Genomic DNA, 21,644 nt, shown 5'->3' with positions numbered 1-21,644 from the left:
CTTATGGTTATGGGGTGCGTACAGCCTCGCACGCCAAATCCATTCGGCAATGCCCGAAAGCAATCGGAGCCGTTATGCCTGGTTGACGATTTTTACCGGGCGCTCGGCGTTGCGATAACGCTCGGAGCGGCGGGTGCGGTCGTTTACCTGGCCGGCCAGCTGACCACAGGCCGCGGCGATATCATCACCCCGGGTGGTACGCACGGTTACGGTATAGCCTTTGTCCAACAAAATCTGTTGAAAACGTCGCAAAGCGTTGTTGCTGACCCGCTGATAGTCGGACAGCTCAAACGGATTAAAGGGTATCAGATTTATCTTTACCGGCACATCACGCAGCAGCTCCGCCAGTTGTTCGGCGTGCTCGGGGCGGTCGTTGACCTCCCGCATCATGGTGTACTCGATGGTCATCTTGCGATGATTGTCCGGCATGTTCTCGATATAGCGCTTGGCGCTGTCGAGCAGCATGGCAATGGGGTACTTCTTGTTGATCGGTACCAGCTCGTTGCGCAGCTCGTCATTGGGCGCGTGCAGGGAGATGGCCAGGCTGACATCGGTCACTTCCGCCAGGCGATCCAGAGCCGGTACCACACCGGAGGTGCTCAGAGTTACCCGACGCTTGGAGATGCCGTAGGCATTGTCTTCCATCATCAGGTTCATGGAGTCGACCACGTTGTCGAAGTTGAGCAGGGGCTCGCCCATGCCCATCATCACCACGTTGGTCACCTTGCGCGGTCCGTTCGGCTGCAATTGGCCGAAGGATTTACACGCGATCCACACCTGACCGATGATCTCAGCGGCGGTCAGGTCGCGGTTGAAGCCCTGCTTGCCGGTGGCGCAGAAGCTGCAGTCCAGGGAGCAGCCCACCTGGGAGGACACACATAAAGTGCCGCGGTCACCATCGGGGATATAGACGGTCTCGATCACATTGCCGCCGGCGACTTCGATGAGCCATTTGCGGGTGCCGTCGGCGGAGTCCATCTGCTTGAGGACTTTGGGGGCACGGATTTCGGCGATCTCGGACAGCTTGGCGCGCATGGCCTTGCTGACATTGGTCATCTGCTCGAAATCATCCGCGCCATTCTGGTGAATCCACTTCAGGACCTGTACCGCGCGGAAGCGCTTTTCGCCCAAACCGGCAAAGAAGTCCGCGAGCTTGTCTACGGACAGCCCCAGCAGGTTCACTTTTTCGGTTTGTACAGCAGTTTGTACTTCGGTCATGGGTTCACCTTGCACCGATTGCGGTGCGAATTTGGAGTAGCTGTAGAGGCCTGCGGACAGGCCCCTACTGTTGCACAGGCTGAATTAGCGCGCGCAGATTTCTTCGGAAGAGAAGAAGTAGCTTACTTCGCGCTCGGCAGAAGCAGCGGAGTCGGAACCGTGTACCGCGTTGGCGTCGATGCTGTCAGCGAAGTCTGCACGGATGGTGCCAGCGTCGGCTTCTTTCGGGTTGGTGGCGCCCATCAGGTCGCGGTTGGCCAGGATGGCGTTCTCGCCTTCCAGAACCTGTACAACAACCGGGCCAGAAGTCATGAATTCAACCAGGTCTTTAAAGAAAGGACGCTCTTTGTGCTCAGCGTAGAAACCTTCCGCTTTCTCCTGAGACAGCTGAACCATCTTCATGGCAACAACGCGCAGGCCCGCTTTCTCGAAGCGGCTCTCGATTTCACCGATAACGTTCTTGGCTACGGCGTCCGGCTTGATGATGGACAGGGTACGTTCCACGGCCATGATTTTCTCCATTTCTAGGTTTTGCAAAAAATTTGTCTTAAGACAGATACGAAAAGAGCAACTCAGGGCCAAATCTACTCAGGCCATGGCTGCTCTTCCCTAGATTCTCTCACCGCGCAAACTGTTGATTAATTAACCAATCCGGGTTCGCGGAGCGCGGATTATACGCGTTGATTGATGAAGTTTGTACTGTTTGATTCGGCTTCCTACACGTCATCCCGGGCTTGACCCGGGATCCAGGGAACAGCGCTCCGTAGCGCTGGATGCCGGATCGAGTCCGGCATGACGACGGGGAGGTTACTCGTTTTCTTCGATCCACGCGGCCTGGATGGCCTCGAGGATCTTCTCGCCGCAGCGGTCGGGATCGTCGTCGAATTCCGGCAAATCCATCACCCACTTGCGCAGGTCAACGAAGTTGACCGTCAACGGATCCTTGTCCGGGTAGGCATCGCTGAGCTCGATGGCGATGTCGTGAATGTCGGTCCATTTCATACCGGCAGCCCTCAGTGTTTTTCGGAAACCTGATTGATGGTGTACTTGGGAATCTCGACCACCAGGTCTTCTTTATCCACAATCGCCTGACAGGACAGGCGGGATTCCGGCTCCAGGCCCCAGGCCTTGTCCAGCAGATCCTCTTCCAGCTCGTCCGGCTCGCCCAGGGAATCAAAGCCCTCGCGCACGATCACGTGGCAGGTGGTGCAGGCGCAGGCCTTTTCACAGGCGTGCTCAATGTCCACGCCGTTTTTCAATGCGGCGTCGCACACGCTGATGCCCGGCTCCACTTCAATCACCTTGCCATCGGGACACAGCTCTTCGTGGGGTAGGAATACGATTTTCGGCATAACTTATTTCTCTATTAATCGCGACCGCCCTCAGGGCTTGTCGAATTCATCCAGACTGTGGCCCTGCATGGCGCGCTTGATGGAAGCATCCATGCGGCGCGCTGCGAAGGGTTCGGAAAGCGCGTTCAGCTCGTCGATACGGGAGCGAATCTCTTCCGCGGTGCCGCCGTTATGGGCCAGGCGCAGGGCTTCCATACCGCGCTCAAGCTCGCCGAGTTCACTCTCGCTCAGCAGTTCCGCACCATTTTCCTGCAAGGCAACAAGCATCGCCTCCAGGGTACGCTCCGCTTCCACCTGGGCCTCGCGCTGGGCGCGCACCGCAATATCTTCCTCGGCGTTGGCGTAGGAGTCCTGCAACATGCGGGTGATTTCGGAATCCTCAAGGCCGTAGGATGGCTTGACGGTGATATCCGCCTGCACACCGCTGCTCTTTTCCATGGCGGTGACGGACAACAGACCATCCGCATCCACCTGATAGGTCACGCGGATATGCGCGGCACCGGCCACCATGGGCGGGATGCCGCGCAGTTCGAAACGAGCCAGGGAACGGCAGTCGCTCACCAGCTCGCGCTCGCCCTGCACCACGTGAATGGCCATGGCGGTCTGGCCGTCTTTGAAAGTGGTGAATTCCTGGGCCTTGGCCACGGGAATGGTGGTGTTGCGGTGAATCAGTTTCTCGGTGAGCCCACCCATGGTCTCGATACCGAGGGACAGCGGAATCACATCGAGCAACAGCAAGTCTTCACGAGATTTGTTGCCGACGAGTACATCCGCCTGAATCGCCGCACCGATGGCGACCACCTGATCCGGGTCGATATCCGCATGGGGCTCGCGACCGAAAAATTCCTGCACTTTCTCCCGCACACGCAGGGTGCGGGTAGAGCCGCCCACCAGCACCACCTCTTCCACGTCGTCCGCGGTGAGATCCGCATCGCGCAGGGCACGCTTGCAGGCGCGCTGGGTTTTACTGATCAGCGGATCCAGCAGCTCGGCGAGTTTGACGCGATCCAGTTGCGCGGACCAGTCACCGTATGCGACCGCCACCGAAGCCTCGGCGGCCAGTGCCTCTTTGGCGGCACAGGCGGCATTCAGCAGTTTGCGCTGGGTGCCGGCGTCGAGGTCGGTACCGAGCCCCGCTTCCGCCGCCATCCACTCGGCCACGGCGCGGTCAAAATCATCACCGCCAAGGGCACTGTCGCCACCGGTAGACAGAACCTCAAATACGCCTTTGGACAGGCGCAGAATGGAAATATCGAAGGTGCCGCCGCCGAGGTCGTAAACGGCGATGGTTTTGTCGCCTACATCGCTGCCGTCGTCGGCCTTGTCGAGGCCGTAGGCTACCGCCGCGGCGGTAGGCTCGTTCAGCAGGCGCAGCACTTTCAGCCCCGCCAGTTTGGCGGCGTCCTTGGTGGCCTGGCGCTGGGCGTCATCGAAATACGCGGGCACGGTGATCACGGCACCGTCCAGCGGGCCGCCCAGGGACTCGGCACCGCGCTCTGCGAGAACCTTGAGGATTTCCGCAGACACCTGCACCGGGTTCACTGCACCGGCCACCGTTTCGATGGACGGCATGCCGGAAGTGTCTTCGCGGAATTTGTACGGCAGTTGCTCGCCGAAGTGTTTGATATCGGCGATGCCACGCCCCATCAGACGCTTGATGGAAATAAGGGTGTTGTAAGGATCTTCACCGGCGGCGGCGCGCGCCCCGTAGCCCACTTCCACGCCCTGCTCGGTGTAGCGCACCGCAGAGGGCAGAATGGATTTGCCATCTTCCGCGGGCAGCGCTTGTGCAGAGCCGCTGCGCACCGTTGCCACCAGGGAATTGGTGGTGCCGAGGTCGATGCCTACGGCGCGCTTGCGCTCGTGGGGTTCGGGGGTCTGGCCGGGTTCGGAGATCTGCAGTAATGCCATAAGTCAGTCTTAGTCCAATAAATCTTCTTCGAGCTCTTCGATCTGGCGCTGCAGCTTGGCGAGAAACTGCAATTTCAATAGCGCACTTTTTGCGTCGTCCAGCGCACTCTTTTCGAGAGCCTGCGCGAACGCCTGCTCCTGAGCCTTGAACAACTGCGCGGTTTCACTCGCGAGATCTTCGAGTTCCGCTTCCGGGTCTGCGGCTTGGCGCACGTCTTCCAAACGCTCGCGCAGAATCATCTGCTGCATCAGGAATTCGCCGTCGGCAGTGGTCTGCTCCGGATTGATTTCCACACCGGCCAGCTTCAGCAGGTAAGCGGCCCGCGCAACCGGATCCTTCAGCGTGTTATTCGCCTCATTGATCTGCGCCGCGTACTGCATCGCAAGCATCTGCTCGCGCTCGGACTTTGCGGCAAAACGGTCCGGGTGAAACTCCTGCTGCAGCTCGCGGTAGCGCTTTGCCAGCGCCGGGCGATCTACGGTGTAGGAGACCGGGAGGCCGAAAATTTCGAAATGATTCTGTTGCATCTCTTTGAAGCCTGGAATTAGAAACCTGAAGTCAGGAAATCCAATAACAAAAAGGCCGGCATGCAGTTGCGCACCCGGCCTTGTTGCTGCTGCGCTTGAGCCTTAAACGTGAAAGCTCTCGCCGCAGCCGCACTCATTCTTGACGTTGGGATTCTTGAAGGCGAAGCCTTCGTTCAACCCCTCTTTGACAAAGTCCAGCTCGGTGCCGTCCAGGTAAGCGAGACTTTTGGGGTCGACAATCAGCTTAACTTCGCCCGCGTCGAACACTTCATCTTCCGCTTCGGCCTGGTCGACAAACTCGAGAACGTACGCCATACCGGAACAGCCGGCGGTCTTCACACCAACGCGAATACCAATACCTTTACCGCGACTGGCCAGCTGTTTGGCAACGTGTGCCCGGGCCGCTTCGGTCATGGTAATTGCCATCGGTGCTACTCCTTACTTCTCTGTCTATTCAGTGCTGGCGCTTAGCCGGCAGCCTGTTCTGCTGCTTCGCCGCTCTTCTCACCGCGTTTCTCGCGGATATTGTTCACCGCCGCCTTGATGGCGTCTTCCGCCAGTACGGAGCAGTGAATTTTCACCGGCGGCAGTGCCAGTTCTTCGGCGATCTGGGTGTTTTTGATCTGTGCCGCTTCGTCCAGAGTCTTGCCCTTCACCCACTCGGTGAGCAGGGAGCTGGAGGCGATGGCAGAACCGCAACCGTAGGTTTTGAACTTGGCGTCTTCGATGATGCCGTTGTCGTTTACCTGAATCTGCAGACGCATTACGTCGCCACAGGCCGGGGCGCCAACCATACCGGTACCCACGTTGTCCGCTTTGTCGTCCATGCGGCCAACATTACGCGGGTGTTCATAGTGGTCAATTACTTTATCGCTATAGGCCATGACTATACCCTCTCAAAAATTCTCTATTTGCGCGGCAGCTTAGTGCGCAGCCCATTCGATGGTGCTGAGGTCAACACCATCCTTGTACATATCCCACAGAGGGGAGAGTTCGCGCAGCTTTTCTACTGCCTTCCTTACTTCTTTGGCCGCGGTATCCACGTCCTGTTCCGTGGTAAAACGACCAAAACTGAAGCGCAGGGAACTGTGAGCCAGCTCGTCGTTCACACCCAGGGCGCGCAGCACATAGCTGGGCTCCAGGCTCGCAGAGGTACAGGCGGAGCCAGAGGAAATCGCCAGATCCTTCAGGGACATGATCAGACTTTCCCCTTCCACAAACGCGAAGCTCACGTTCAGGTTGCCCGGCACACGCTGCTCCACAGAGCCGTTGATGTGCACTTCTTCCATATCGCTGATCTGGCTCCAGAAGCGATCGCGCAGGGCGACCATGCGCTTGCCCTCTTCTGCCATTTCTTCCTTGGCAATACGGAAAGCTTCGCCCATACCTACTGCCTGGTGCGTTGGCAGGGTGCCGGAACGCATACCGCGCTCGTGACCACCGCCGTGCATCTGGGCTTCAATACGCACGCGCGGCTTGCGGCGCACGTACAGGGCGCCAATGCCTTTGGGGCCGTAAACTTTGTGTGCGGAGAAGGACATCAGGTCCACTTTCAGCTCCGCCAGATCGATCTCGATCTTGCCGGCGCTCTGGGCCGCATCCACATGGAAAATGATCTTGCGCTCGCGGCACAGTTCGCCGATAGCGGCGATATCGTTGATCACACCAATTTCGTTATTGACGTGCATCAGGCTCACCAGGATGGTGTCTTCGCGCAGCGCTTCCAGAACCTGCTCCGGATAGACGATGCCGTCTTCCTTCGGGTTCAGGTAAGTCACCTCAAAGCCTTCGCGCTCCAGCTGGCGGCAGGTATCCAGCACGGCTTTGTGCTCGATCTTGGAAGTGATGATGTGCTTGCCGCGGCCCTGATAGAAGTGCGCAGCACCTTTAATAGCGAGATTGTCGGACTCGGTGGCACCGCTGGTCCAGACGATTTCGCGCGGGTCCGCGTTGACCAGTTCCGCTACCTGGCGACGGGCATCTTCCACCGCCTCTTCCGCCTTCCAGCCAAACAGGTGGGAGCGGGAAGCCGGGTTGCCGAAGTTGCCTTCCATGGTCAACTGCTCCGCCATTTTACTGGCGACGCGCGGGTCTACCGGACAGGTTGCCGAATAATCCAGATAAATGGGAAGCTTCATAGTCTCTTGTCTCCAATCGCCGATTTGCGTCGGCGCCATACTGCTATCGCTAAATGCGCTCAAATTTCCTGTAGCCAGGCCGCTCTGCCTGACCGGGCGGCCGGCACCTTACTGCAAGCCGCCGATAATCGCTACTTTCTGCTCAATCACGTCGGCCAGTGCTGCACTGCGGCCATCCTGACGGCGAGCCACTTCCTGCACCTCGGCGCGCTCAACCATATCCGCCAGACTGATGCCATTCAGGAAGCTGTGAATCTGGCGACTGAGGTCGGTCCAGAGATAGTGGGTGAGGCACTGCTCACCGGCGGAACAATCGCTGTTGCCGCCACAGCTGGTGGCGTCCACGGATTCGTTGACCGCATCAATGATTTCCGCCACGCAGATCTCTGCACTCTGCCGCGCCAGGCGGTATCCACCACCGGGTCCGCGTACACTTGAGACCAGGCCGGACTGGCGCAGACGGGAAAAAAGCTGTTCCAGATAAGACAGGGAGATATCCTGACGCTTGGATATATCCGCCAGACTGATAGGGCCGCGTTCGGCGTGCAACGCCAGGTCCAGCATTGCTGTGACCGCATACCGCCCTTTGGTTGTTAAACGCATACCCTCTCCTGCCCTTCACCTGGGAAGTCGCACCAGTCAGCACCGTTTGGGCCACCAAACCGGCACTTGCGAATGATTCGCAACCACCCCGCAACCCTTACCGGCACTGCGGATTCGGGGCGCGAGTATGGAATAACCCACTACTTCAGTCAAGTATATAGCCGAGCGTTTCAGTCGGGTATTTGGCGGCTGCCTAGACCTGTTGGTTATCGCGATTTACCACCCAGGCATAACGGTCATAACGAGCAGGCGTGAACTGTCAGTCGGGCCTACCTTTACCACCACTGCGATAGATATGGTTCTGAATCGCGGTCAGCATGCCGCGCAGAATACCCAGCTCCATATCGTCCGGACGCACCCGGCTGAACAGTCGGCGCAGGCGGGTCATGGTCTGACGGGGGTTGTCCGGGTCGATAAAGCCCAGCTCCCCCAAAGCCAACTCGAGGTGCTCATAATAGAGCTCCATATCGCCCGCTTTGGCCGGGGGCCTGTCCCAGTCGGTGAACTTCAGCGCTTCCCCCTTATCCGCCTCCAGCGCCGCCATACGGGCCTCGTACACCAGCACCTGCACGGCGGTGGCCAGGTTCAGGGAGCTGTACTCCGGATTGGAGGGAATATGCACGTGGAAATTGCAGGCCTGCAGCTCGTCATTCGTCAAACCGCGGTCTTCGCGGCCAAACACCAGGGCGACTGGATGAGATTTGGCCTCGGCCACGGCACGCACTCCGCACTCCCGGGGCGTCAGCAGTGGCCAGGGGATACGGCGCTCACGGGCGCTGGTGGCCACCACCAGGCCGCAATCCGCCACGGCCTCTTCCAGAGTTTCCACCACCACGGCGCTATCCAGCAGCTCGGAAGCACCCGCCGCACGCCACACCGCATTGGCAGCGGGAAACTCCCGCGGCTGCACCAGATACAGCTGGCTCAGCCCCATATTCTTCAGCGCCCGCGCCGCGCCGCCGATATTGCCCGGGTGCGCACTGTTCACCAACACCACGCGAATGTTGTCCAGCGCTGCGAGAGCTGACTGGGAAGCCATTTGGGTTGAGGTTTCCGAAGGAGAGGTCGCCATGGGGATTCCGGGGTAAAAGCTGGTTTGGGCCTTGATTCGGCCGGGATTATGACGCGGCAAGCCAGGTCGCAGGATACCGCTGCGTTACCCTACACTTGCCTGTTACAAAACGGGCGCGGAGTGTAGCAAAATTGAACGGGAATCCCTACAATCTCGCCCGTCGGCGAGCCCGACATTGCTTTTTACCATCCACAATCCACTACTGATCGCGGAATTCCTATGGAACCCATGCTGAATATTGCCCTGCGCGCGGCGCGCAAGGCCGGTGAACTGATCGAACGCGCCTGGGAGCGCGGCGACCTGATGAAGTTTGAAGAGAAGGGCCGCAACGATTACGTGACGGAAGTGGACAAGGCCAGCGAACAGGAGATCATCTATCACCTGCGCAAGGCCTACCCCAAACACAGCATCCGCGCCGAAGAAAGTGGCGTCCAGGAAGGCGCTGAGCCTGAATACGAGTGGATTATCGATCCGCTGGACGGCACCACCAATTTTATCCACGGCCTGCCCCACTTTGCGATCTCCATCGCCTGCAAATACAAAGGCCAGATCGAGCATGCGGTAGTGCTGGACCCGATCAAGCGCGAAGAATTTACCGCAAGTCGCGGCCGTGGCGCGGCACTGAATGGCCGCCGCATTCGCGTTTCCAACCGCCAGGGAATGAACGGCGCACTGATCGGCACCGGCATCCCGTTCAACGGCGATTCCTTTGAGAATATCGATGGCTACCTGGCAGCAATGAAAGACATTGCCGGACAGACCGCGGGCATTCGCCGCCCGGGCGCAGCCGCACTGGACCTGGCCTATGTTGCCGCCGGTCGCTTTGATGGCTTCTGGGAAATGTATCTGAACACCTGGGATATCGCAGCGGGCTCGCTGCTGGTGAAAGAAGCCGGCGGCCTGATCAGCGATTTCCGCGGCGGTAATGACTACCTGGATTCCGGCAACCTGGTTTGCGCCACCCCCAAGACCTTCAAGCCTCTGCTGCAAATCGTGGGCAAGCACCTGGGTAAGGTTCGCCAATAAATCTACTGTCGACCCGTGAACGGTGGCAGCATCTGGTGGCGGAACACTCCGCTACCGCGCCGCCACCGGTCTGACTGAGACAAGATTCAGGTTGCCGTCACAGGTAATTCGTCTTTTAACCGTCGCGCCTCATCAAGAACCTTCTGAAGTGGTCGCGGCCGGCCAATATGGTACCCCTGCAACAGGTCTACACCGATTGCCTCCAGCTTTTCCGCCGTCGCCTGATCCTCGACAAACTCAGCAATCGTCTGCGCTTTAAGGCGGTGCGCAACCTGATTGATCGACTCGACAATCATCAGGTCGACGAAATTGGACTCCACCTGCCGCACGAAACTGCCGTCTATCTTGATGTAATCAATGGCAAAGTTTTTCAGGTAATTAAACGAGCTCAGACCATTACCGAAGTCATCCAGTGCCACAGTGCAACCCATAGCGCGCAAGTCCGCAACAAACTGACTGGCGCTCTCCATCTGGTTGATCATGGCGGTTTCAGTAATTTCCATGCCCAAGTGTTGCGGCGAAATGGCAGAATCTTCGAGCAACCTGAAAAACTGCTTCTGAAACGCACTATCTCCAAGTGCATCTGCCGACAGGTTTAACGCCAGCTTCAGCTGGCTAGCGGCAACAGCGGCCGCCTGATTTTCGAAAAGTTCCCGTACAATCCAGCTGTCGACCTGCTGCATCAAACCGTAGCGCTCTGCCGCTGGTATAAATGCACCGGGCAAAATCAGATTTCCATCGGTATCCAGCATTCGCACCAAAACCTCATAGTGATGTATCCGCGTGGAATCCTTCGCACTAGCGATCGGCTGCGCATACAGACGGAAACTCCCTTCATCCAGCGCTGCACGTATGCGCGAGGCCATGTGAATTTCCCGATGCTGCTCTGCTGCGGCGCTTCGGTCCGCCTCGTACAACATCACCACTCCGCGACCGGCGTGCTTGGCGGAGTAACAGGCCACATCGGCCTGGCTCATCAAGTCTGCGACCTGGCTATTGCTACGGGAAATTTCCGTCACTCCCACACTTGCGCCCACGTCAAAGATTCGCCCACTCCAAGGGAAACGCAGAGCGATAATCTTTCGTACCAACTGCTCACACCGCGCCAGCCCCTGATCTTTGTCGCAATCCCGAAGCAGAATGCCAAACTCGTCACCGCCCAAGCGGGCCACACAATCGGACTCACGCAAATGGCCGCGCAGGAAACGCGCAACATTTTTCAGCAATGCATCACCAGCCTGATGGCCGGCACTATCATTGATTACCTTGAAGCGATCCAGATCCATATACGCCAGCACATGAACCCGCTCCGTATTTCGCACGGTGCTAACCGCCTCCAACAGCTCTCGCCGGAATGCTTCCCGGTTTGGCAGATGGGTAAGATGGTCGTGACTCGCCTTGTAGCGAAGTTGCTGAATCAGCTGGCGTGTTTCCGTGACATCCTGGAATACCAGAACGGCGCCAAGCACCAACCCATCACTGGTACGCAGCGGTGAAGCCGAACACTTGACGTCGTAACACTCCCCTCCCCGGTGGTGCAGTACGGTACCTTCCGGTGACATCACAGGCAGGTTCATGTTGAGGCAATCTTGTGCGGGACCGGTAACAATCGCTCCTTTCCGGCCACTGGACAAACGTAGCACTTCACCTACTTCGCGCCCCTTGGCCTCGGTGAGTTTCCAGCCGGTCAACAGCTCGGCAACGGGGTTCATAAAAGTAATTCGCTGACGCCCATCGGTGGCAATAACTGCATCCGCAATCGCGTTGAGAGTCACCTGCAGCTGCTCTTTTTCTTTCTCCAGAGACTCTGCCATATTCTTGTTTTCGGTAATATCCCGCAAAACGCCAATCAGCCTTAGTGGTTTTCCACCGTCAGCGGATTCCATAACGTGCGCGACTTCATGCACCCAACGCATTCTTCCCGCGTCGGTTTCCACCCGGTACTGACAGTCGATTTCCGCCGCGTCACCGTCAATATGTGCCTTCTGGGCCGATAACAGGCGCGGGCGATCAGCTTCCGCGACCCGTGCAGTCCAATCACTGCGACAGGTTAGGCTGCCTGCGTCGATCCCCATACCACCGCTCAACCACTCCGAAAAGAATGTCTTGCCGGATTCCAGGTCCCAGTCATAAACCACCTGACCGGTAACCGTCAGCGAGAACTTCCAGCGCTCTTCAGCGCGGGCCAGCTGCTCTTCGCTCCGCTTTCGCCAATCGACATCTTCGACTTGCACTATGGCATACAACGGCTCGTTGCGAGACCCTCTCGCCTGGGTACAGGACCAGTGCCCCCAAACGCGCTCACCACTTTTACGGATAAACTGCCATTCGGCATCCTGGACATACCCGAATTCAAAATCCTGCGGCGGACGCTCGTACCCTCGCAAACCGTCCCGCTGATTGCCTGTACCAGAATTTGGCAGCGCGACCACTTCCCCGACACGCAGCCCGCGCAATTCAACTTCGGTAAATCCAATAAACCGACAGAAACTTGCGTTTGCCTGCAGAATCCGGTTGTCCAGCGTCACCAGTAGCATACCGATGCGCGATGACGCCATTGCCGCACGAAAACTGCTCTCCACCTCCACAATCCGGGCGCTCCGCTTTCGCTCGATGCGGGATATCACCGCCATGATGTATGCAGGCAACATGGCGGCGTACAGAGGAAAAAAATCCAGTGCGCCGGTGAACGACCGCATCTCCGCCGGCAGCCAGGTGAGGGCGTTAGTGAACACCGCCAACTGTGCTACCACCGCAACAAAAACAAGTAGCAGCGTTTGTGTTAAGTCAAGGCGGGAGGCAGCCCAAATCAGGGGCAGCGCAATAAACACAAATGGATGGGAGAAGGTAAACAATACGATGAATATGCAAACTAGCGCGCAGGCTGAAACCGTGATCAACTGGAGAATGGCACTCGCGGCCAACGTCTCCCGCCCGGCACCAATGGAAAACAGGTACACCAGCGGGAAAAAAACACTGATCCCGACAACGTCTGCCAGGTACCAAACCATAAACACATCGATGAGGGGCAGTCCGGCAAACAGCGTCGCAACCAGGGAACCAAAACCAGCGCCAAATACGGTTGGGATAAGGGCGCCAAAAAAGATAAACCTCAGCCAGCGTCCCGCACCATCGAAAAAGTCGCCGTCCGCGCAAAAAAATCGCAACATGGACGCCGCAACACAGGCCTCCACCACCCCGGCCAGGGAATACAGTGGCGCGTTGGACAGGGTTACATCACCGACAACAGCAGCAGCAAGGGTTCCAATATAGGACCCAAGAAGCAGAAGTGGCCAGGATCGGCTGGCATATCGATACAGGAATGCAATGGTGAAGGCATCGGCAAGCCATATGGTTGCGATACCATCACTGACAGAAAGGAACTGTTTACAAAGGTAAGCGAGACAGAAGGTACCGAAAGTGAGCACCAGTACCGTCAACCCGCTCGCGCGCCCCTGCTCCGTGTGCTGCAATCTCGAATCGACAGGCACTCGCATGCCGCTCTGGCCTGCATCGTTCTGTTGTGCGACGCCCACATCGGGATTTGGAGCTTTCAATCAGTACTTCCTTTCACTGTTTTACTATGTCGCGGGGACGCATTCCCCCCTCCCGTTCGCTCAGTGTCGTTGCCCGCACTCCAGCAAGGGTGTGCAGCACGAGTTCTAATGCTCACCTTCAATCCCGTCGACATCAACCTGATCAAGTGACAAACCATAACGCAATCCTTCGGCGAGGCTCGTCAGGTCGTAACTGGCGGGTACACAGAAATCGACGTCGTCACTGCGCTGATCCAGAATACCCACCAGTGGGATATGTGCGGTGGTCGCATCTCCGCGCAGAATGGCAGCGAAGTCCCTGAGTGACACGCCGGGTAATTCGCTGTCGATCAGAATGATATCCGGGCGACCGGTACGCGCGGCAAATATTCCACGCATGGCATCATTGCACGTCTGAACTTCAGCCTGCTGCACGGAGGCCAGTACGACTTTGAGGCGGCTAGCATTGGCGGTTCGACCGGTAATGTAGAGCAGCCGGCACGGAGGAAGCATCTGGGCATAATCCGGGCGTGCCGCCATCGTCAGTACTTCGCTGGGGGCATCGTTCATCATAAACTCGATCCAGAATACCGAGCCTTGCCCCTCTTCACTGTCGAAGCCAATTCGCCCACCCATAGCCTCAGTCAGCTGCCTGGCAATTGCCAGTCCGACGCCGGTGCCCTCAATTTTCCCCTGCTCCGCACCAAGGCGGTTAAACGGTTCAAACACTTGAGGCTGCTTACCCGCAGCAATGCCACAGCCGGTATCGAGGACACTCAACCTCAGCCACCCTTCTGCCTGTGGTGCCAGGGAAATCACCACTCGGCCGCCCTCGCGATTGTACTTGATCGCATTGCCAACCAGGTTGAGAACAACCTGCTTGAACCGCACCGGGTCGGCGAGAACATAGGCGCGCTCCCAGCCAAGCGGCTCGAAGGTGAGATTGACCTTGCGGGTATCCGCCAGAGGCTCTAACAACTGCCGGCAATCTGCCACCAGGTTGGCCGGCTGCACGGGCTCGATGGAGGGCGCCAGGCGCTGGCTGTCGATGCGCGCCAGGTCCATCACATCACCGACCAGGTGCAGGAGGTGCTGCCCGGCCTTGCGGATTTCAGCAAGGCGCAGTCTCTGGTTCGGGTTCAGGCTTTGATCCAGTTCCACCATCTGGCTGTAGCCAAGAATGGCATTGAGCGGGGTGCGCAATTCGTGTCCCAGGCTGGAAATCAGCTCCGTGCGATCGCGGTTTTGCTGTTTGAGCCGCAGCAGTTCTTCTTTCGCCCGCATCTGTTTCTTTTTTGTCGCAGTGATGTCTTCGAGCGTCCCGAGCACCCGCACCGGGCGCCCCGCACTATTGCTCTGGACGTTACCGCGCGCCCGCACCCAGATGGTACTGCCATCGCGATGCTTGAGGCGAAATGCCACATCCAGCGGCAATCTCTCCCGGACATTGTCCTCCATCGCCTGCTTCACATCGGGGTAGTCCTCCGGAAACATGTGGGTCTTCCAGCGAGCCAGCGCGGCCCTGACATCGGGATCGCTCTGCCCGCGGGCGTACCCCAGCATGCTCCAGCAGGTGTTATCGAGAACGACTTCGTCTACGCGTAAATCCCACTCCCAGTGGCCATCCCCGATGGCGTCCAGGGTTTGCTGTAATCGTTCACCAGAAAAATTTGAGAGGGATCGTGCGGTGAGCGGCTCACTGTAATCGGTACAGCCACCGAGAAAGAATCGCTGGCCGGCAGGGTCGCTGAACACGCGGGCCCAGAGCCGCAACCATACCAGCTGACCTTCGCGCGTATAGGCTCGGAAAGTGGTATCGGCGAAAGCGCCCTGCTGACACAGGCGGTTGCGCAGCGCTAGTAGCCCGTCGCGATCATCGGAGTGGACCAGCCCCAGGTCACCACTCCATATACCGGACAGCGCGGCTTGGGGGTCCTGGTGCAACTGCAGCCAAAGGCTCCCGATAGAGCGCTGCTCTCCGGTTTCCGGGTGCCATTCCCAGATTCCCTGACTCCCACTCAGCAGAAGGCTGTGCAGGTACTGCGCCTGATTCAATGCCTGCGCTGGCGACAGACCTTCCAGCTCGCCGGGGCTGGCGAGGTACAGGCCAAATGGACTGGAGTGTATGGGGGTCGTCTTCGACACCGTATTGCCGTGCAGCTGCTCTATTAGGAAAGGCCGCGCGTGCGACCGGAATACGGCTAGTGAATCACTTATCGCCGGATAAAAAAAGGCCCCGCAATGCGGGGCCCAAAATAGCGATGATGAGAGAAAACGGGAAGTCACGCATTATTACGTTTGCCATAACCCGTGATGGATTCCCGGAGCGTGGACCTCGCGGCCCACGCTTAAAGTATTGCAACCGGTGTGCCAACTTTTCAAAAATTGCCAAAAAACGGTGTTTTCTAACTCCCCCCCAACCGGTTTGAACGAAAAACATACAGGCAAACTTCGATCAAATTGAAAATTTTGTGCTAAAGAACCCTTTATTAAAGATAAATGACAGCGCTTGACCCAAGATTGAACGCAAAAATCCACTAACGCACCAAAACAATGCAACTTTGGACCATTCCTCCCCAACGTGACTTTCAACCCGCTCGTGGCGCGCTAAAATCCCACTTGGGCCGAGACCTCACCGCCGGCCCGAGAACTAGCGCACTCTTTTCAGGTCTCATATCCAGCGATTTGCATGTCAGGCGCCCTCTAATAACGTGTCCCGAGGCGGCATCTGCGGTAGCATTTCCCTTTCGGCCCGAGCAGATCCAGCGAGCGCCGAAATCGGCAGGCTCAAACAAGGTTGTAAAATATGAAAGCAGTTCCCGAAGCCCCCCGTATCTGGCTCACGACCGTGCTGTTCGCCAGTACCGCACTGATCGCCGTGACCCTGGTACCGCTGTACGGCTTCCTGGTTGGTTATCACTGGTACCACTGGCTGGCATTTGCCGTGCTGGGTGCCTTCTGCGGTATTTCCATCACCGCCGGTTACCACCGACTCTGGTCCCACCGCACGTACGAGGCCCACTGGTCCCTACGCCTCTTTTATGCGCTGTTTGGCGCCGCTGCGCTTCAGAACAGTGCGCTGATCTGGTGTTCCGGCCACCGCCGCCATCACCGCCACTGTGACGACAACGAGCAAGACCCCTATTCCGCCAATCGCGGCTTCTGGTTCTCTCATATCGGCTGGATGCTGCGGGACTACCCCAGTGGTGCGGTGGACTTCGATAATGCCAAAGACCTGCAGCGCGACAAGATTGTAATGTGGCAGCACAACCACTATGTGCCCATTACCGTGGCAATGAATGTGGGCGTGCCGCTGGTTCTCGGCCTGCTCACCGGTGATGTCCTCGGCATGCTACTGGTGGCCGGCGTGCTGCGCATCGTGGTGAACCATCACACCACCTTCTTTATTAATTCTCTGGCCCACATCTGGGGCCGTCGTCCCTATACCGATGAAAACACCGCCCGCGACAACGATCTGCTGGCGTTTTTCACGTTTGGCGAGGGCTATCACAACTATCACCACATCTTTCAGACCGACTACCGCAACGGTATCCGCTGGTTCCACTGGGACCCCACCAAGTGGCTGATCAAGACCGCCAGCTGGCTGGGGCTGGCGCGCAATTTGAAGACGGTACCCGCAATGCGTATCCAGCGGGCCATGCTGACCATGCAGTTCAAACGCGCGGAGAAAAAACTGGAAAACTCCAAGCACAAGGAAAGCTGGAAGCAACTGCTGGAGCGAGAAGCGCAAGACTTTTCGGCCGCGCTTGCGGAGTGGAAAGAGCTGCAGCAAACACGCTATGAAAGCGCCCGCGAACGCCTGGTCGAAAAGTGGGAAAATGCGACCATCCGCACCCGCGTTAAGGAGCTGGAATACAGCCTCAAGATGCAGCGCAAGCGATTACAGATCATGATGGAGCAGTTCCATCTGGCACCGGCCACAGCGTAAATACACAGGCGATCCCAACGGATCGCCTTTTTTGTGTCCGGGAGTCTATCGCCTGCGATGACTTGAACGCCCGGGGATATGCACTATAACCATAAGAGAAGTATCACACTCCTCATTTGAGGCTCCCACCGGAAAACTATAATTACATCAACCAACGAGAAGGCGCATTGATGAAGACGTTCAAACAGGCCCACGAAGTTCTCAAGGATGCCCAAAAGTTTCATCTGGATATGGCCGGGCTATACCAGCAATTGCTGGAAAATAGTCAGGACAATCGCACCCAGCTGCTGCTCAAGCACCTGCACGAACACGAGCTGCGCATGGCAAATAATCTCAAGAACTATGGCGCCGTTGCAGAGCAGAAAGTCATGCAGACCTGGCTGCAGTACACCCACGAAGAGTCCGCCGGTGAACTGGTAAAAAATCTCTACCTGAGCGACAAGCCCTCCATCGACGAGATCAATAAGCTCGGGCAGGAAGTAGACCGCTATTTTTCTGAGCTATACCACTCTGTCTACGGCTCTATCGAGTCGGTGGAAGTCAAAGAAGTCTTCGAGAACCTGAAGCATATCCAGGACAAGGAGCGCATCACTCTGTCCATGGCGACAAATTCCCTCTGGGATATGTAACAGCCAGGCCGTGGTGCCGCTCCGTTCGAGCGATACCCGGCAAGAGCTCCGTTTCTTCCCCATTCCGCTACCAGCCTGCACGTTCGCCACCCTGCGGCAAGTCGTCTCGCGGGCGACCACAGCATGACATTCTTCTCATATCTGACTTCGGCCGCAAATTCTGGCGTTAAAAGCTCGATTGTGACCGCTTTATGAAAAGTTGGTGTTGCCTCGATGAATACCGGTTGCTATTTTGACAGCGATGTCATTTGGCGGCGCCGAGTTTCCAGCGTCGTGATTCAATAAAAATAATCTGCCGCAAGGTGAACATTATATGATCAACTCAAAGCTCAGGCTCGGTCTGGTGACCGCAGCCATGCTCTCGGCGGGCCACAGCTATGCCGCTGTCGACTGCAGTAATTTCCCGGTTTGGGAAGCCGCTACCGCCTACTCCGGAGGCGCGGAAGTCCAGCACAACGACAACGCATACAAGGCAAACTGGTGGACACAGAACCAGGACCCCGAACAGTATTCCGGCCAGTATCAGGAGTGGAGCCTGCTCGGCGCCTGTGAGGATGGCGATCCCCCCCCGCTCGTTGCTCCACAGGGGTCTATCACTGCACCCACCGCCGGATCTACTCACACCGAGAATGACAGCGTTGTCTTCACGGTTTCGGCGTCCGATTCCGATGGCACCGTAACGTCCGTTGAATTCTTTATCGACGGTACCTTGATCGACACTGATACCGCCGCCCCCTGGGAAACCACCTGGACCGCAGTAACCGGTGAGCCCACTCTCACCGCGCGCATCACCGACAACGACAGCCTCACCGCGACTACTTCACCGGTCACTTTCACCGTGGAAGAGGAAGTCGTGGGTGGCCCGGTTGCCCCACAGGTTAATATCACTGCACCGGGCAATGGCTCCAGCCATACCACCGGCGAAACCCTGACCATCACAGCCAGCGCGTCAGACAGTGACGGCAGCGTGAGCCAAGTTGCCTTCTACGTCGATGGCAGCCTGCTCAGCACCGATGCCATTGCGCCATACAGCGCCGAGTGGACTGCCACGCTGGGCAATCACACCATTTCCGCAGTGGCTACCGACAACGACGATCTGGACGCCTCTTCGGAAATTTCCATTGCTGTCGAAGATGAGCAGGTCGTTATCGGGGATCACCCCTGTCGCCCGGACGGGCTCTACACCACCCCGGGTACCGCGCCCAATTACTGCGACATCTATGACGCAGAGGGCCGCGAAGACATGGGCGCCGATCACCCGCGCCGAATCATTGGTTACTTCACCAGCTGGCGCAACGGCGCCAACGGCCAGCCCAGCTACCTGGTGAAAGACATTCCGTGGGGCAAAATCACCCACATCAATTACGCCTTCGCCCACGTGGGCAGCGACTACTCCGTATCCGTGGGCAATACCAGTGACCCGGGTAATCCCGCCACCGGTATGGAATGGAATGGTATCCCCGGTGCGGAAACCGACCCGGACTACAGCTACAAGGGCCACTTCAATCAGCTGTCCAAATTCAAGGAACAGTACCCGGATGTGAAAACCCTGGTATCCGTGGGCGGATGGGCGGAAACCGGTGGCCATTTCAATGAGAACGGCGACCGTGTGGCCGACGGTGGCTTCTACACCATGACCACCAATGCCGACGGCAGTATTAACCACCAGGGTATCGAGGCCTTCGCCAACTCTTCCGTGGACTTTATCCGCCAGTACGGCTTTGACGGTGTGGATATTGACTACGAATACCCCACCAGCATGAACGACGCCGGTAATCCACTGGATTTCGGGATTTCCAATCCCATGCGTGGCTCCCTGATGGAGTCTTATGTGGAGCTGATGCGCGTACTGCGGGAGAAGCTGGACGAGGCGGGCGAAACCGACGGCACTCACTACATGCTGACCATCGCCTCTCCCTCCTCCGGCTACCTGCTGCGGGGCATGGAAACCATGCAGATCACCCAGTACCTGGATTACGTCAACATCATGACCTACGACCTGCACGGGGCGTGGAATGAATATGTTGGCCACAATTCCGCGCTGTTCGACAACGGCAATGACCCGGAACTGGCGGCCGCCAGTGTGTACAGCACATCCCAGTACGGTGGCATCGGCTACCTGAACATCGACTGGGCAGTGAAGTACTTCCGCGGTTCCATGCCCGCGGGCCGCATCAACATCGGTATCCCTTACTACACCCGCGGTTGGCAGGGGGTATCCGGCGGCACCAATGGCCTGGGCGGCTCTGCGCCACTACCGGCACAATCCGAGTGCCCTGAAGGTACCGGCGGCGCTGCCGACTGCGGAAACGGGGCGGTCGGCATCGACAACATGTGGCACGACAAAAACAGCCTGGGAGACGAAATGGGGGCGGGCTCCAACCCCATGTGGCACGCCAAGAACCTGGAAGACGGTATCCTCGGCAGCTACCTCAGCGACTACGGTCTGGATCCGGCCAACGATCCGGAAGATGCGCTGGTAGGCACCTATGTGCGTAACTACGACAGTGTTTCTGAAGCGCCTTGGTTGTGGAATGACCAGAAAGACGTATTCATCTCCACTGAAGATGAAGAGTCCATGGACGCCAAGGTGCAGTATGTGATCGACGAAGGCGTTGGCGGCATCATGTTCTGGGAGCTGGCCGGCGACTACGACTGGGACGCGTCCAAGGGCGAGTACTTCATGGGTGACACACTGACGACTCTGGCCTATGACAAGTTCACCAGCGCCAGTGATTACCGACATCTGCGCACCGATCGCGCCGTACCGGAAGAGGCACTGGATATTGGTATCGAGATCACCGACTTCAAGCTGGGCGACCAGAACTACCCGCTGAATCCGAAGCTCTACATCACCAACAACACCGGCGGTGTACTGCCCGGCGGCACCGTGTTTGAGTTCGATATGCCGACCTCCACCTCCAATATCATCACCGACCAGAGTGGTGCCGGACTGGAAGTGATCGAAGACGGCGCCAATGCCGGTGGCGGCAACGTGGGCGGCCTGGAAAACGAGTTCCATCGCGTGCGCTTCAGCCTTCCGGAATGGCAGGATCTGGCCGACGGTGAAAGCTGGGATATGACACTCAACTACTACCTTCCGGTTTCCGGCCCTCAGGCCTATACCGCAACCGTTAACGGTAGTACCTATGCCCTGGCGTTTGAGTACCCCGACCTGCCAATCGCCGAGCTCGGCAGCGGCGGTGGCAGCTCTTCCGGCGGCAGCTCAGGCGGCGGCAGTGGTGATAGCTGCAGCGATGCGGGCGTAGATACCAGCAATCTGGTCACCTACCCCGAATGGCCGCGAGGCAATCACGCGGCCGGGGGTGATCAGATCATCCACAATGACAGTGTTTTCGAAGCCAAATGGTGGACCCAGTCCGAACCGGGCACCGCGGACGGCAGCTGGAGCTTCGTCTGCAATATCTGAAGCTCGATGCACAACGAATCTAGCCGGACCGGCGACGCAGCGCCGGTCCACTCTCACAGGATGGGTAGTCGATAAGAGTCGTTTAACAATTCTCTCTCTGCGTTGTGACCAATAGGAATTCCTTTGCAGGATTTGCTCCTATGTTCGCCCCGGCTTCCGTCGGGGCTTTTTTCGTTTAATTACGCAATAAAAATAAGGAAACCACGATGGCAATAATTATGAATATGCGCCCCCTGTATATTGTCACCGCGA

17 protein-coding genes are annotated in these 21,644 nt (G+C 57.8%); 4 read left to right on the top strand and 13 right to left on the bottom strand.

Features of this window, described 5'->3' with window-relative positions; translation table 11 throughout:
• Positions 1 to 72: 72 nt before the first annotated feature.
• From rlmN to trmJ, 11 genes are all read right to left on the bottom strand, one after another.
• A complete protein-coding gene (rlmN, locus tag ACXAG1_RS08315) occupies positions 73 to 1,218 on the bottom strand; it encodes a dual-specificity RNA methyltransferase RlmN (protein WP_475093654.1) in 1,146 nt (381 codons plus the stop codon).
• Positions 1,219 to 1,302: 84 nt separating this feature from the next.
• Complete coding sequence (gene ndk, locus ACXAG1_RS08310) at positions 1,303 to 1,728, bottom strand: nucleoside-diphosphate kinase (RefSeq protein ID WP_475093655.1); 426 nt, start codon at positions 1,726 to 1,728, stop codon at positions 1,303 to 1,305.
• A 297-nt stretch (positions 1,729 to 2,025) separates the two neighbouring features.
• Positions 2,026 to 2,220, bottom strand: coding sequence for a Fe-S cluster assembly protein IscX (gene iscX / locus ACXAG1_RS08305; RefSeq protein WP_475093656.1), 195 nt, complete (start codon positions 2,218 to 2,220; stop codon positions 2,026 to 2,028).
• 11 nt (positions 2,221 to 2,231) lie between these two features.
• Positions 2,232 to 2,570, bottom strand: a complete 339-nt coding sequence (fdx, locus tag ACXAG1_RS08300; RefSeq protein ID WP_043317355.1) for an ISC system 2Fe-2S type ferredoxin — start codon at positions 2,568 to 2,570, stop codon at positions 2,232 to 2,234.
• A 30-nt stretch (positions 2,571 to 2,600) separates the two neighbouring features.
• Positions 2,601 to 4,481 (bottom strand): Fe-S protein assembly chaperone HscA, encoded by a 1,881-nt coding sequence (hscA, locus tag ACXAG1_RS08295; protein ID WP_475119462.1) that lies wholly within the window; start codon positions 4,479 to 4,481, stop codon positions 2,601 to 2,603.
• A gap of 9 nt (positions 4,482 to 4,490) precedes the next feature.
• Positions 4,491 to 5,009, bottom strand: a complete 519-nt coding sequence (gene hscB, locus ACXAG1_RS08290; RefSeq protein ID WP_475119461.1) for a co-chaperone HscB — start codon at positions 5,007 to 5,009, stop codon at positions 4,491 to 4,493.
• Between the two features lie 102 nt (positions 5,010 to 5,111).
• Positions 5,112 to 5,435: an iron-sulfur cluster assembly protein IscA gene (gene iscA, locus ACXAG1_RS08285; protein WP_475119460.1), complete on the bottom strand. Its 324-nt coding sequence runs from the start codon at positions 5,433 to 5,435 to the stop codon at positions 5,112 to 5,114.
• A gap of 41 nt (positions 5,436 to 5,476) precedes the next feature.
• Positions 5,477 to 5,893: a Fe-S cluster assembly scaffold IscU gene (gene iscU, locus ACXAG1_RS08280; protein ID WP_475119459.1), complete on the bottom strand. Its 417-nt coding sequence runs from the start codon at positions 5,891 to 5,893 to the stop codon at positions 5,477 to 5,479.
• A gap of 39 nt (positions 5,894 to 5,932) precedes the next feature.
• Positions 5,933 to 7,147 (bottom strand): IscS subfamily cysteine desulfurase, encoded by a 1,215-nt coding sequence (locus tag ACXAG1_RS08275; RefSeq protein ID WP_475093661.1) that lies wholly within the window; start codon positions 7,145 to 7,147, stop codon positions 5,933 to 5,935.
• A 108-nt stretch (positions 7,148 to 7,255) separates the two neighbouring features.
• Positions 7,256 to 7,750, bottom strand: coding sequence for a Fe-S cluster assembly transcriptional regulator IscR (gene iscR / locus ACXAG1_RS08270; RefSeq protein ID WP_475093662.1), 495 nt, complete (start codon positions 7,748 to 7,750; stop codon positions 7,256 to 7,258).
• A 259-nt stretch (positions 7,751 to 8,009) separates the two neighbouring features.
• Complete coding sequence (gene trmJ, locus ACXAG1_RS08265) at positions 8,010 to 8,789, bottom strand: tRNA (cytosine(32)/uridine(32)-2'-O)-methyltransferase TrmJ (RefSeq protein ID WP_475119458.1); 780 nt, start codon at positions 8,787 to 8,789, stop codon at positions 8,010 to 8,012.
• Between the two features lie 252 nt (positions 8,790 to 9,041).
• On the opposite strand from trmJ, the gene ACXAG1_RS08260 reads away from it, so the two are divergent.
• Positions 9,042 to 9,848, top strand: coding sequence for an inositol monophosphatase family protein (locus ACXAG1_RS08260; protein ID WP_475093664.1), 807 nt, complete (start codon positions 9,042 to 9,044; stop codon positions 9,846 to 9,848).
• Positions 9,849 to 9,934: 86 nt separating this feature from the next.
• Here the strand turns inward: ACXAG1_RS08260 and ACXAG1_RS08255 are convergent, their stop codons facing one another.
• Together ACXAG1_RS08255 and ACXAG1_RS08250 are read right to left on the bottom strand one after the other, a co-directional pair.
• The gene (locus ACXAG1_RS08255; RefSeq protein ID WP_475093665.1) at positions 9,935 to 13,405 is read right to left on the bottom strand and encodes an EAL domain-containing protein; all 3,471 of its coding nucleotides are present in this window, start codon (positions 13,403 to 13,405) and stop codon (positions 9,935 to 9,937) included.
• 105 nt (positions 13,406 to 13,510) lie between these two features.
• On the bottom strand, positions 13,511 to 15,529 hold the full coding sequence (locus tag ACXAG1_RS08250; RefSeq protein WP_475119457.1) for a hybrid sensor histidine kinase/response regulator: 2,019 nt from the start codon (positions 15,527 to 15,529) through the stop codon (positions 13,511 to 13,513).
• 661 nt (positions 15,530 to 16,190) lie between these two features.
• Here ACXAG1_RS08250 and ACXAG1_RS08245 point away from each other — a divergent pair.
• From ACXAG1_RS08245 to ACXAG1_RS08235, 3 genes are all read left to right on the top strand, one after another.
• Positions 16,191 to 17,333, top strand: coding sequence for an acyl-CoA desaturase (locus tag ACXAG1_RS08245; RefSeq protein WP_475093667.1), 1,143 nt, complete (start codon positions 16,191 to 16,193; stop codon positions 17,331 to 17,333).
• Between the two features lie 170 nt (positions 17,334 to 17,503).
• Positions 17,504 to 17,962, top strand: coding sequence for a hypothetical protein (locus ACXAG1_RS08240; protein WP_475093668.1), 459 nt, complete (start codon positions 17,504 to 17,506; stop codon positions 17,960 to 17,962).
• A 313-nt stretch (positions 17,963 to 18,275) separates the two neighbouring features.
• Complete coding sequence (locus tag ACXAG1_RS08235; RefSeq protein ID WP_475093669.1) at positions 18,276 to 21,392, top strand: glycosyl hydrolase family 18 protein; 3,117 nt, start codon at positions 18,276 to 18,278, stop codon at positions 21,390 to 21,392.
• Positions 21,393 to 21,644 lie beyond the last annotated feature (252 nt).

This window comes from Microbulbifer sp. ABE4_465, assembly GCF_056160765.1.
Note: the sequence above shows the minus strand (reverse complement) of the source record. Positions and strands in the feature narration are given on the sequence as shown.